The 13258-nt window shown below is 44.9% G+C and carries 12 protein-coding genes; 10 read left to right on the forward strand and 2 right to left on the reverse strand.

Annotated elements, in window-relative coordinates; translation table 11 throughout:
• Positions 1-2: 2 nt before the first annotated feature.
• Positions 3-1466 (forward strand): MFS transporter, encoded by a 1464-nt coding sequence (locus tag FC15_RS08530; protein WP_057825809.1) that lies wholly within the window; start codon positions 3-5, stop codon positions 1464-1466.
• 155 nt (positions 1467-1621) lie between these two features.
• Here FC15_RS08530 and FC15_RS08535 read toward each other — a convergent pair whose 3' ends face one another.
• Complete coding sequence (locus tag FC15_RS08535; protein ID WP_057825781.1) at positions 1622-2341, reverse strand: phosphatase PAP2 family protein; 720 nt, start codon at positions 2339-2341, stop codon at positions 1622-1624.
• 313 nt (positions 2342-2654) lie between these two features.
• Here FC15_RS08535 and FC15_RS08540 point away from each other — a divergent pair, with 313 nt between their 5' ends.
• The 7 genes from FC15_RS08540 (at position 2655) to FC15_RS08565 (ending at position 10247) form a co-directional block, all read left to right on the forward strand.
• A complete protein-coding gene (locus FC15_RS08540) occupies positions 2655-3647 on the forward strand; it encodes an MATE family efflux transporter (protein ID WP_146979111.1) in 993 nt (330 codons plus the stop codon).
• An 8-nt stretch (positions 3648-3655) separates the two neighbouring features.
• On the forward strand, positions 3656-3916 hold the full coding sequence (locus FC15_RS08545) for a hypothetical protein (RefSeq protein WP_146979112.1): 261 nt from the start codon (positions 3656-3658) through the stop codon (positions 3914-3916).
• A 324-nt stretch (positions 3917-4240) separates the two neighbouring features.
• A complete protein-coding gene (leuS, locus tag FC15_RS08550; protein WP_057825787.1) occupies positions 4241-6664 on the forward strand; it encodes a leucine--tRNA ligase in 2424 nt (807 codons plus the stop codon).
• A 140-nt stretch (positions 6665-6804) separates the two neighbouring features.
• Positions 6805-6981 carry a hypothetical protein gene (locus FC15_RS09200; RefSeq protein WP_157051259.1) on the forward strand — a complete coding sequence of 59 codons (177 nt, stop codon included), beginning with the start codon at positions 6805-6807 and terminating at the stop codon, positions 6979-6981.
• 177 nt (positions 6982-7158) lie between these two features.
• Positions 7159-8826, forward strand: a complete 1668-nt coding sequence (locus FC15_RS08555; protein WP_083479175.1) for a putative polysaccharide biosynthesis protein — start codon at positions 7159-7161, stop codon at positions 8824-8826.
• Positions 8823-9542, forward strand: coding sequence for a pseudouridine synthase (locus FC15_RS08560; RefSeq protein WP_057825789.1), 720 nt, complete (start codon positions 8823-8825; stop codon positions 9540-9542). Before FC15_RS08555 ends, FC15_RS08560 begins: the two co-directional genes overlap by 4 nt.
• Before the next feature lie 258 nt (positions 9543-9800).
• Positions 9801-10247, forward strand: a complete 447-nt coding sequence (locus FC15_RS08565) for a DUF305 domain-containing protein (RefSeq protein ID WP_057825791.1) — start codon at positions 9801-9803, stop codon at positions 10245-10247.
• A 68-nt stretch (positions 10248-10315) separates the two neighbouring features.
• On the opposite strand, the gene FC15_RS08570 is transcribed toward FC15_RS08565, so the two are convergent.
• Positions 10316-11179 (reverse strand): NAD(P)H-hydrate dehydratase, encoded by an 864-nt coding sequence (locus tag FC15_RS08570; RefSeq protein WP_057825793.1) that lies wholly within the window; start codon positions 11177-11179, stop codon positions 10316-10318.
• A 326-nt stretch (positions 11180-11505) separates the two neighbouring features.
• Between FC15_RS08570 and FC15_RS08575 the strand changes: the two genes are divergently transcribed.
• Together FC15_RS08575 and FC15_RS08580 are read left to right on the forward strand one after the other, a co-directional pair.
• The gene (locus FC15_RS08575; protein WP_057825795.1) at positions 11506-12315 is read left to right on the forward strand and encodes a Cof-type HAD-IIB family hydrolase; all 810 of its coding nucleotides are present in this window, start codon (positions 11506-11508) and stop codon (positions 12313-12315) included.
• Positions 12316-12655: 340 nt separating this feature from the next.
• Positions 12656-13165, forward strand: a complete 510-nt coding sequence (locus FC15_RS08580; protein WP_057825798.1) for a DUF2798 domain-containing protein — start codon at positions 12656-12658, stop codon at positions 13163-13165.
• Positions 13166-13258 lie beyond the last annotated feature (93 nt).

Raw genomic sequence — 13258 nt, forward strand, 5'->3', positions numbered from 1 at the left:
ATATGAAAACGAAAAAAACAAACTTGGTCCTAGTCACAATCGCAATTTTCGTGGCGACGTTCATGACTGCAATTGAAGGCACGATTGTTTCAACCGCAATGCCGACGATTATTGGGAGCCTGAACGGCATCTCGATGATGAACTGGGTCTTCTCGATTTATTTATTAACAAGCTCGATTGCGACCCCAATTTATGGTAAATTATCGGATCGAATGGGGCGGAAACCTATCTTTATTGTTGGGCTGGTCATCTTTCTGATTGGGTCAACGTTAGCTGGCTTGTCGGATTCGATGATGACATTGATCTTGGCACGCGCCTTACAAGGAATCGGTGCTGGTGCAATTCAGCCAATGACGTTCACCATGATTGCGGATATTTATCCGTTTGAGAAGCGTGCTAAAGTCTTGGGACTTAATGGATCCGCCTGGGGAATTGCTTCAATCATTGCGCCATTACTAGGTGGCTATATCGTTCAACATCTGTCTTGGCATTGGATTTTCTTCATCAACATACCCGTTGGCTTGATCACATTGCTCTTAGTGATCTTCTTCTTTCATGAAACACCACGCACTGCCAAGGCACCCATTGACTACTTTGGCGCAGCAACCTTGAGTGTTGTCTTATTAGCGTTGATGATTTCTGCTCAAGGTATTGGTACTGCGAACTTGTTAATCAACGGCTTCTGGATTATTGTGGCAATTGTCGCTGCTTGGCTGTTCGTTCGCTCTGAGGCGCACGCGAAAGATCCATTAATTCCATTGGCACTATTTAAAAATCGTCTTTTTCTAGGTGTAAATCTGGTCGCCGCCTTGATTAGTGGTGTTCTGATTGGGTTCGAGGTCTATATTCCCATGTGGATGCAAGGTATTCTCGGTTTGCCGGCTTCCATGGGTGGATTTGCGGTCACACCAAGTTCGGTCATGTGGATTTTTGGGTCATTTCTTGCCGGCCGCTTAATTGTTGAGAAGTCTGCGCCAAAAATTCTAACTTGGAGTTTGCTTATTATCGGCATTGGGATTGGTGTCCTAGGGCTCTTGCCAATCGGCACGCCATTCTGGACGTTCTTACTGGTTGCGGCCTTTCTGGGAACTGGATTTGGGATCACAATCACGACAACAACGGTTACTGCACAGAATGCAGTGTCTGAGGATCAGGTCGGATTGGCAACCTCATTAAACACACTTTCAAGGACAATTGGGCAGACAATCATGATGTCAAGCTTTGGTGTCATCCAGAACACCTTATTTGCTCAAGGAATCAAACACGATTCCCGATTAAAAATGGCAATGCTTAATAAGCTGATTAACCCAGAAACTGCTAAGCAAATTGCCAGCGAATTAATACCAAAGTTGCGTGATATCTTATTGACAGCAATGCACGGTGTTTATTGGGTCGGTGTTGTTCTGGTCGTCATTGCGTTAGCGATTAATTTCTGGTCGGGCCGTAGTGCCAAAGACAAGGCATAATTTAGCCGACACTTATGACCACGCCTTTTCGACTGAAACAGGTCATCATTAACTTAGCCAAAAAGAAAAAGTTATTCTGCGCATCTCAATGAGACGACAGAATAACTTTTTTAATGTTCGGACTAGGTTGCTGAAATTCAGAAAGAACCAGCTAGTCATGATTTGAATGTTGCGCGTCCATTTTTGCGCTGGCGTTCAGGTTGAAGATAAGTCGCGCGGGCAATTAGCCAGTGAGCGATTAAGTTGCCTAGCGCTAGCATGAATCCGGCGGTGACGTCACTTGGATAGTGGACTTGCACGTATAAACGACTGATGCCTAGTAGCAACAGGAGAAAAACCATGGCACCCATCCAGAATCGACGTAAATTCTGGCTAGGGATCGTGTAGTGACCAATCAACAGCAGGGTTCCGAATAGCAGGATGGCGGTTGTCGCGTGACCGCTTGGGAAACTGTAGCCCGTCTCGTAGACGAGGTGAGGCAACGTGGGGCGGGGTCGCTGAACAGCACTTTTAATCGCATGGTTGATCGCATTGCCGAGCACCATATTAATGCCCAGAAAAACACCCCAACGCCAGTGATTGCGCAGAATCAGCGCGAAGAAGATGAGCAATGAAAGCGTCGAGACGACGAGTGGATTACCTAGTTTTGTATAAAGGGTAAAGAAGCTAGTGGCGTGTGGATGCAAAGGTTTCAGCCAGCCGTAGATCAATTGATCATAGCGATTGATCCAGCTCGATTTTTGTAGGATGCCAAGGAGGAAGCCACCAAAAATGAGGTAACTCAGGATCATGACACTGAGGTTGATCACTAGATTTTTTTTGCCTGGTAGGTTCTGATGACGTGGTGTTGTCTGATACGATGAATGATTGCTCATATTGACCTCGAAGAAAATAGTATTTGTAGGCTATTATAGCAAAGTTCCCAACTGAGGGTTAATGAGTCATTGTAAACTTAAACAGTTCTGAACAAATTTATGCTGACTGAGTTGAATGGCTTGGATCATCTAGAAAAGTTAGCCACCAATTAATTAAGGCGGCGTATAATAAAATAATGGCTTGTCGTCATAATTCGGGAGTATTGAGGTTATACATGAAAAAAATTTTAACACGTTATTTTTCGGGTGAAGATTTTGACTATCATTTTGTCTTGTCATTATTAGGCCCGGTGATTTTCGATCAGTTTTTTTGGTGGTTTTTAATTTTATCAACACGGCAATGATCAGTTCTTCTGGTGAAGCTGCGATTAGTGCCGTTAACATGGTCGGGAGCATCAATGTTTTTCTGTTTCAGATTTTTGTGGCAGTCGGCTTGGGTGGCACTGTCTTGATTGCACAATATTTTGGACGTGGTGAGCACCAAATGCTGGGCAAAGTGGTCAACGGTACTGTCTTTGGGGCTGTCTTGGTGGCCACTTCATTGGCTCTACTGTTCTTGTTGGGCCACCGATTGATCCTTGATTTATTGTTCGGTGACGCGGCACCAGCAGTTATGAGTCAGGCCAGGTTATACATGGTCGACGTTCTGATCAGCTATCCTTTTGAAGCAATTGTAGAAGGCACCAATGGGAGTTTACGCGGAATTGGGCGCACTAGAAGTTCACTTCAACTTTCATTGGCAATGAATCTTTTGAACTTGTTATTCAATTTTATTTTCATCGTTTATTTCAAAATGGGTGTCTTAGGTCTGGTGGTATCTCTGAATTTATCGCGGTGGTTAGCTTCTAGCTTTGCGCTAGTGACGCTTGACCATCTACGTGAGCTGTTTTTTATGAAGTGGTCGAGCATGACACACATCGACTTCCGCATGATCAAACGTGTCGTGGTCGTTTGCATTCCGTTTGCGGCCGAATCATTCTTCTTCAACGGGGGCAAGATTATTATGCAGATGATGATCGTCAGCTTGGGGACGCAGGTCATTGCGACCAATGCAATCGCAACTTCATGGGTGCAATTGTCTGAGATTGTCCCAAGTGCGCTGGGAACTGCCTTGGTGCCAATCGTCGGTCAATCGATTGGACGGCATAATCTGAAAGATGCTCGCAAAATTACCAAATCATTCTTAGTGACTGGGATTTTAGCCTATGTCATGGGTGAATTGCTGTTACTGGCCTCTTTCAACCGTGGATTGAGCTATTTCATCCCTCGGCCATTATTAAACCACGAATTTTCGAGCTGTATCTGATTTTTGCAGTGGGGTATTTACTATTCTGGTGCTTCAGCTTCACTTTGCCGTCAACCCTGCGTGCGGCGGGCGATGCGAAGTTCACCACAGTGGTCTCCTTGCTAACGATGTGGGTGATTCGTGTTGGTATTGGCTACATCGTCGGAATCATCTTAGGCTACGGATTACCAGGCATTTATCTTGTTTGGGTCTGTGAATGGGCGCTTCGTGGAACGATTTTCTTGATTCGATTTAAGGGTAAGCGTTGGTATGCTCATCAGTTGAGCTAACTTGGGTTGATTTTGTGAAGCGGCATGGTGTATACTGTTAGCTATTATCGAGCTAGAAGTAGTAGTTGTCTGATCGTCGTTCAGCAAGTGGGTGGTTGATGCGAACCCATCGGCGGATGCAATGAACTCGTCTAGTTGATCTTAACTTGAAATTAAGTAGAGTCGAGCGTGTGCCAGCGTTAATGGTTTAGAGGGTTTATTCCAAATCTAGGTGGTACCACGGTCGCGCGTCCTATGAGCATATGCTTATAGGGCGCTTTTTGTATTAAAACGAGTTGCTGAACTCGTTTAAAATCAGCGTTAATTCATGATGGAGGTCTTAAAATGTCATACAATCACACCGTTGTTGAGAAAAAGTGGCAAAAACGTTGGAAGGAAAACCACGAATACCGCGCAACGACCAATCCGGACAAAAAGAAATTCTATGCTTTGGATATGTTCCCTTATCCTTCTGGTAAAGGCTTGCATGTTGGGCATCCAGAAGGCTATACCGCCACGGATATTATTGCCCGAATGAAACGGGCGCAAGGCTACAACGTTCTGCATCCAATGGGGTGGGATGCATTTGGCTTGCCTGCCGAACAATATGCCTTGAATACCGGGCATGAACCAAGTGAATTCACAGCAAAAAATATTGCAACTTTCAAACGTCAAATTAATTCGTTGGGCTTTTCTTACGATTGGGAACGTGAAGTCAACACGACGGATCCTAATTACTACAAGTGGACGCAATGGATATTTGAACAGATGTACAAAAAGGGACTCGCTTATGAAGCCGAAGTTCCCGTGAACTGGAGTCCAGATTTAGGAACTGTTGTCGCCAATGAAGAGGTCATCGATGGCAAGACTGAGCGTGGAGGCTTCCCTGTTTACCGCAAGCCAATGCGTCAGTGGATGCTGAAAATCACTGCCTATGCACAGCGTTTGTTAGATGATCTTGACTTGGTTGACTGGCCAGAAAGCATTAAAGAAATGCAACGTAACTGGATCGGTCGTTCTGAAGGTGCTGAGATCAAGTTCAATGTCACTTCAGACGCAACGACGGATCAAAAGACATTTACGGTCTTCACAACACGGCCTGATACGTTGTTTGGCGCTTCTTACGTTGTGATGGCACCGGAACATGAGCTGGTCGATCAAATCACCACAGCGGCTCAGAAAGACGCTGTTGCGAAGTATCAAGACAAAATCAGTCATAAGAGTGATTTGGAACGTACGGATCTCAGTAAAGAAAAAACGGGTGTCTTCACTGGTGCCTATGCGATCAATCCAGTTAACCAAGAAAAATTACCAATCTGGATATCGGATTATGTCTTAGTTAGTTACGGTACCGGCGCGATTATGGCGGTACCTGCGCATGATACGCGCGATTATGAGTTCGCCCGTCAGTTTGACCTGCCTATCAAGCCCGTACTCGAAGGCGGCAACGTGACTGAGGAAGCTTTCACAGGCGATGGCTTGCACATCAATTCTGGTTTTCTCGACGGTCTTAACAAAGCGGATGCCATTAAGAAGATGCTTGATTGGTTAACGGAAAAAGGAATTGGTGAACGCAAAGTTAACTTCAAACTACGTGACTGGTTGTTCAGTCGCCAGCGTTATTGGGGTGAACCAATTCCTGTGATTCATTGGGAAGACGGTGAAACGACGCTTGTACCTGAGCATGAGCTGCCTTTGCGCCTACCAAAGACGCATGATATCAAACCTTCTGGTACCGGTGAGAGTCCACTCGCAAACTTGACAGATTGGGTCAATGTTGTGGACGAAAATGGCCGGAAAGGTCGTCGCGAAACCAATACAATGCCACAGTGGGCGGGTTCGTCATGGTACTATCTGCGTTATATCGATCCACACAATAATGAAAAATTAGCAGACTTCGATAAGTTAAAAGAATGGTTGCCAGTCGATCTATACATCGGTGGTGCTGAGCATGCGGTCCTACATTTACTCTATGCTCGTTTCTGGCATAAATTCCTCTATGATCTTGGGGTTGTGCCAACACCAGAGCCATTCCAGCATTTGGTTAACCAAGGCATGATCTTGGGTGAAAACCACGAGAAGATGTCCAAATCAAAAGGTAATGTTGTTAATCCGGATGAAGTTGTTGAACAATTTGGAGCAGATACTTTACGACTCTACGAAATGTTCATGGGACCTTTGGATGCTTCCATTCAATGGAGCGAAGATGGTTTAGCAGGTGCGCGTCGTTTCTTAGACCGTGTTTGGCGGTTATTCATCGATGACGACGGCAAATTACGTGATCGGATTACAACCGTGAATGATGGTCGTTTAGATCGTATTTATAACCAAACGGTCAAAAAAGTTACCGAAGACTTTGAAGCTATCCACTTCAACACAGGAATTTCGCAATTGATGGTCTTCATCAATGAAGCTTATAAAGTTGATGCGTTACCACTCGCTGATGTTGAAGGTTTCGTGAAGTTGCTGGCACCCGTTGCCCCTCACATGATGTCAGAAATTTGGGAAAAACTTGGACACGAAGACACCATCACGTACGCCGCTTGGCCAACGTTTGACGAGAAGTTCTTGATTGATGATCAAGTCGAGCTCATTATTCAAGTCAACGGTAAACGTCGCTCTAAACTACAAGTTAAGAAAGACGAAGATCGCGAAGTCATTGAGAAACAAGCTTTAGCCGACGAGCATCTACAACAGTTCATCGCAGATAAGCAAGTGGTCAAAGTGATCGTTGTCCCAAACAAGATCGTAAACGTCGTCGTTAAATAATTAAGCACGAGATGCGCTAAGTGAGATGACAAAGCAAAACTTTTGATTAACGAGTGTGTCCAACAGACTTTACAGCGGCTGCCATGTTATACTGCATTTGAAAAGTCGCAGTAGCAGACGTTGTGAGGGAGGGCATAGCAATGTTAATTGCAATCTTGATGATTTTGGCGATAGTTGTTGTCTCGTATTTCGTATTTGGAGGCTTCGCCGAAACGATTGGTCAACTCATCCGTGCACACAGGCAGTCAGGGATGCCTTACCGGCAATTGATCAATCCCGCAATACGTGAAGCAAAGCAGAAGTTCTCAGGGAAATAACCTGAGGGCTTTTTTACTTAGGCTGAAACCTTGATGTTACCATTGTTTGTCATGGTTTCGATCATTCGTTGAATCATAAAACATCGTTAAAAGTCGGTAAGGGCCGTTTTATTCGTTGGTCAAGTAGGTTACAATTAATTCAATTCAAAATTGTCATTTTACAAGGGAGCACATGATTTGGCAAACGAAACTCGGCGCCGAACTGGTTCAAATTCGTCGCCTCTCACTAATCAAAATCATAATAGTCAAGAGAGTTTAGTTCGTGGTTCGGCTTGGATCACTGCTGGGAGTATCTTCTCTCGGATTCTAGGCGCGGTTTATATCATGTTATGGTTGCCGATGATCGGTAACGCGGAAACCGGGAACTTGGCCAACTCGCTTTTTGGTAAGGGCTATAATATCTATAGTGTCTTCTTGCTGATCTCAACCGCTGGGATTCCCGGCGCAATTGCTAAGCAGGTTGCTCATTATAATACCCTAAACGAATACCGAGTGGGTCAACGGCTGTTCAAGACAGGTGTGAAACTGATGGCGATTTTAGGCGTCATTTCTGCAGCTGTGATGTATTTTGCGGCACCGCTCTATGCGCAGTCTGCACCAGAAATTCCGGTTTATCGCTCACTGAGTGCTGCAATTTTGATTATTCCGTTTTTGAGTATTATTCGCGGGTATTTCCAGGGCTTTAATCAGATGGCGCCTTCAGCTGTTTCTCAATTTGTGGAACAACTGGCGCGAATTATTTATTTACTGGGTGCCACTTTTGTCATCATGGAAATTCAGCACGGACACTATACTGAAGCGGTGGTGCAATCGACTTTTGCTGCATTTATTGGTGCTATTTTTGGTATTCTGACTTTAGGCTGGTTCTATTGGCGGCAACGACACGATTTTCAGACATTAATTGCCAATTCAAACGATGATATTAAGGTGTCAACGCGCGATTTGATCATGGATATCGTCCAACAATCGATTCCATTCATCATCTTAGGCTCAGGGATCGCGATTTTCCAATTGATTGATCAGTATACCTTCAACCAATTTATGCGTCATTTCGTGATTGCTTCCTCAAGACAACTCGATATTTTCTTCGCAATTTTCAACTTTAACGCGAATAAATTAGTCATGATCGTGATTTCGTTTGCCTCCGCCATGTCCGTTGCGTCGATCCCACTTTTATCGGCAGCACATGCCCGTGATGATCGGAAGGATATGTCGCGTCAGATTGCGAACATTCTGCAACTTTTCTTAATTATTATGTTGCCAGCTTCATTCGGTGTCGCGGCGGTTGCTGGTCCACTCTACACACTATTTTATGGTTATGATCTTTTAGGTATTCATGTTTTACAAGTGAACGCCTTTACGGCTATTTTAATGGGGCTCTTCACGGTTTTAGCAGCAATTTTACAAGGTCTCTATCAGAATCGCGCCGCGATGTTTTATTTGATCATCGGAACAGCGGTCAAAATCGTACTGCAATATCCAGCAATTGCAATTTTCAAAGTTTACGGGCCGTTAATTTCGACGGCACTGGGCATGCTGGTTACTAGTGCATTGATGATTGAGTCGTTATATCAAGTTTACCATTTCAAACTCGAACAAACGGCACGACGCATGTTAGCTATTCTAATTTTCTCGCTGATCATGTTTGTCGTGACGATTGGCGTGGTTCATCTGTTCGGGCTCTTCCTGCCAGAAACACGTAAGATCTATGCCGCGTTTATTCTGTTCGTTGCGGTGATCATTGGTGGCGGTGTTTACGCCTTCTTGATTTTGCGGACGCGTTTGGCAGATCGAATCCTGGGTACAAAAATTGGCGGGTTACGCCGGAGGTTGCATATTCAATGAGATTAGACCGTTTATTAAGTGAGATGGGTTTTGGTTCACGCCGTGAAGTCAAGTTAGAAATTAAAAAAGGACGCGTACGTGTCAATGAAGTACTTGTCAAAGACAGTAGTCGCGCCATTCAAGCTGCTGATCGCGTCACTGTCGATGGTGAAGTGGTTAATTACGCTGAGTTTCAATATTATGTGCTGAATAAACCGGCAGGATATTTGTCAGCGACTGAAGATAAACATGGTCAGTTGACTGTGATGGATCTTTTAACTCCAGAGTTGCCTCATTATGCGGATTTAGCGCCAGTCGGCCGATTAGATCAAGATACGACGGGATTATTGTTGATCACCAACGATGGTCAGCTTGCGCATCATTTATTGCAGCCGAAGTTTCATGTGACGAAGACTTATCGAGCGCGCGTTTCTGGAATCGTCGACGATGAACTTATTCACCTTTTTGAGGTGGGGGTCAAGCTCAGTGACTTCACAACTCAACCGGCCGGATTAGAAATTGTTGAACGAAATCAGTCGGCCAATGAGAGCGAAGTGCTAGTCACGATTGCCGAAGGAAAATACCATCAGGTCAAACGGATGTTGGGTGTATTCAATCATGACGTGGTTGACTTACAGCGCGTGGCGTTCGGGCCACTGCAACTGGATGAATCACTTGAGGAAGGCGAATATCGCGCCTTAACCGCGGATGAACTTGCCGCTTTGAAACACGTTTGATGCTCAAGTAGACGGCATCCCGAAGACTGGACAGGATTAAATCTATTGATCAAAAAGCCCACAAGGATAGACGAAATCGTCTAAACTTGTGGGCTTTTTTTAAAAAAATTAAATCGCTGGGGCGGGTAGCTCCTTGAAATCAAAAGTGACGGCTAGTCAGTCAAATAAGCAAATAATTCTGACCTTGGCGGATTGGCTTGCTACACTAAAAGTGAAGTACCACTTAATTTCCGTCAGATCACTAAGGGAGGAATTTAGATGTCATACCGGAAGTTTTTTGCCATGTTAACTGTTTCTGGCATTGTCATGTTTGTTCTGATGTATCTTAATATTTTCTCGGTTCATGATTTTTTTGTGGGGCAGATGAAGATTTGGATGACCTTGATGATGGTTGCCGCAATGGCAATCGTGATGATGTTGTTCATGGGTAAGATGTACAAGAACAAGCGCCTGAATCGTGGCATTATCATTGGGAGTGCGGTCGCGTTTGCGCTGTGCCTGTTTCTTGTTCGTTCACAGCGTACGGTTGGTGATGAGTCGTGGTTGCGAGCGATGATTCCTCATCACTCGATTGCCATCTTGACCAGTACGCGTGCTCAGTTAGAAGACGAGGAAGTTAAGGCACTCGCTGAAAAAATCGCCCAAGATCAGCGTTCAGAAATCGACCAAATGACAGAGCTGTTAGAAAAACTCAAAAAAGATTAATCATTGACTCGTCGGAATATTGAGAAGACGTGGTAAGCTATTTAGCTTACCACGCCTTTTTGTGAGAATTAGTCTGTCATTTGGGCATATTTCGTCATGAGTCGGGGAACCAGGCGAATTAATTGTGAGGGTAGGACGACGTAGTGCGTGCGTGCCAGTGTTTCACCGGCCAAACCATGTAGATAAACGGCGGCGTTTGTGGCAGCAAGTGGCGACTTAAATTGGCCAATCATCGCCGCAATGATGCCGGTCAACGTGTCACCCATGCCACCAATTGCCATGGCAGGATGACCACTCGTGTTCTCGAAGCACGCTTCACCTGCGTAAACTTGGGTGCGATGTTGTTTCAACACTAGAATGGTTGCAGGAGGAAAGAAGTTGGTTAATGCCGCCTGATTTTGTGCCACAGTTTGTGCCGCAATCGGTAGTTGACTCAGACGGTGCCATTCTTCTTGATGTGGGGTCAAAATCAATTGCGCGGCGGTGGATTCAATGCCACTCGTTTGTTTTTCGGCGAAGGCTTGTGCAATCAACGTGAGTGCGGAGCCATCTAGAATCAACGTCTGTGTCTTGGTGACCGTTGCGAGTGTCCACGTCAACAACTCGCGGGCAAAGCCGTCTAGACCCAAGCCAGGCCCAATAACGATGACATCCGCCGCAGTGATTGAGGGTGCGAGTTCAGCGCGCTCGTGCCAGTTGACAAACATGATTTCAGGATGAGTTGCATGTAATGCGGTTCGATTGACCGGGTCGGAGGCTAGGGTGATCAACCCTGCGCCGGTATACAATGCCGCACTTGCGCTCATGATTCCGGCACCACCATAAGTTTGGTTACCGCCAATAATAACGACACGGCCATAATTACCCTTGTGAGATTCGGCTGCGCGCGGCCGAATGACTTGGCTTAAATTTTTATCTGTAATTGGAATCACAAGCACCACTCCTTTGAAATTGTCGTCTCTGAAGTTAAGCCGAATGGATCAGCTCATCTAATTCGAGCATAATCAACTCAGTAGGTAGTGTCAAATTGCAGCTATCTTACCAGTCGGTTCACCTTGTGAGTGGTGATTCCCGCTGAACTCAGCCATGGTGAACGAAATAGATCAAAGTCGCTGTGACTTGCCGAATCGTTTCATATTCGCTAAACTAAATCTAATTATCTTTTTGTAGCGATGAGCTCATCGTCTTTTAAGTTGTCGGGATTGCTGCAGCGCCTGGCGACTTCTAGCTTGACTAAAATGTGTGGGAGGAAATTGAATTGACACCGAAATTGATTGCGCTTGATCTGGATGGGACAACTTTAAATACAGAGGGGAAAATTTCATCGAGAACTCGTCGCGTCTTAACGAAAGCACGGGAGGCCGGCCATGAAGTGGTTATTGCCACTGGACGGCCAGATAGTATCAGCGAAGATCTATACGATGAGTTGGAATTGACCACACCCATGATCAACTTTAATGGCGCATTAGTCCACGTCCCTCATCAACAATGGGCTTTCGAATATCAACGGACGTTAGCACCTGCCACCGTGATCCAACTACTGACTTTGCGCGAACAGTTTCCAATCAAGGTCATGGTTGCTGAAGGTAAACGACTCTTGCTGGCAGACCGTCCATATGCTAACATTCCGTTCTTACCCGACATGCTCGAGCCTAAAGTCTTGTTGAGCGCGCAAACGTTGCAACAAGCCCCCATTTCTGTCACGATGTTCACGCCGGAAGAGAATAGTGCGGCTTTGCGTGCAGCTATTCAGGCTCAGAATTTCCCCGTCAGTGTCCAAAGCTGGGGCTCATGGAGTGGTAAAAACGCAGCGCTTGAAGTGGTCAGCCAACACATCAATAAAGCTGTTGCACTAAAATTCGTTGCTGAGAAATTGCACTTCACTGCCGACAACATCATTGCGTTTGGCGACGATGACAATGACATCGAAATGTTGCATTATGCAGGCTTAGGCATTGCGATGAAGAACGCTAATCCTAAAATTATGACGCAAATCAAACAACAGACGCCATTGACCAATGCAGAAGATGGTGTTGCCCGTTATTTGGAAGCCTATTTGGGATTATAAATGAATAGACTAGATTCACGACTGAAACCACTAGCAACTCGAAGTTGCCAGTGGTTTTTTGATGGCTGACGTTGAAATGGGCGGGGACATTTAAAGCACGAAGGCACAAAAAGAAGGCGGTTACGCCGTTTTGATTCTTCATCGTCCAATATTTTGTAACCAAATTGTAACTTACGAGCGTTTTTTAATTTCTGTATACTAATCACTATTGCGTTAAAAAATGTCGCTGTGCTGGATTGAATCTGGTGGTACGTGGATGAAATAACGAGACGTTTCATTCACGACAAATTCAGGCAGGGTAGGTATTGCGCAAAAAAATGTGTTTGAATGGGAGAATAGTATGCCTCGGAATTGGAAAGAAGAAGTTGTTTTTACAGCAATCATGGCAGGTTTGATGGTTTTAGTGATGGTTGGTTATAATGTTGCGTTGGCCCAAGGGTTCACGAAGGGTTTTATCCTGGATGTGTTAGCCGAATATCCTGGTGGTTTGTTGGTTGCCGTTCTATTGGACTTATTAATTGTTGGTCCTCTCGCTAAGAAATTAGCCTTTAAATATATTATCAATGATTATATGAAGAAAAACGTCGTATTGATTGGTATCACAATTTCAGTCATGATGGTTTTAGGTATGGTCTCATGCATGTCACTGTTTGGCATGATCATGGCTCATAACATGGGTGGCAATGTTTTAGCTACTTATGGTCACACCTGGTTGTTTAACCTCATCATGGCGTTGCCACTTCAATTACTGATTGTCGGGCCAATTGCGCGTACGGTTTTAAGCAAAACCCAAGCCGCTGCTGATAAGATGAGTGCGGCGCAAGAACAAGCGGTTGAGGATAACGATTAAGCCTAATCAGACAACGTTTCTAGCGTAAAAAATTGATTGAGTGTTAATACTTGCAACCGGTTACAACTCATGCTAATATATAATTGTAAAGAG

The sequence above is a fragment of the Lapidilactobacillus concavus DSM 17758 genome (assembly GCF_001435835.1).
GTDB classification, from domain to species: domain Bacteria; phylum Bacillota; class Bacilli; order Lactobacillales; family Lactobacillaceae; genus Lapidilactobacillus; species Lapidilactobacillus concavus.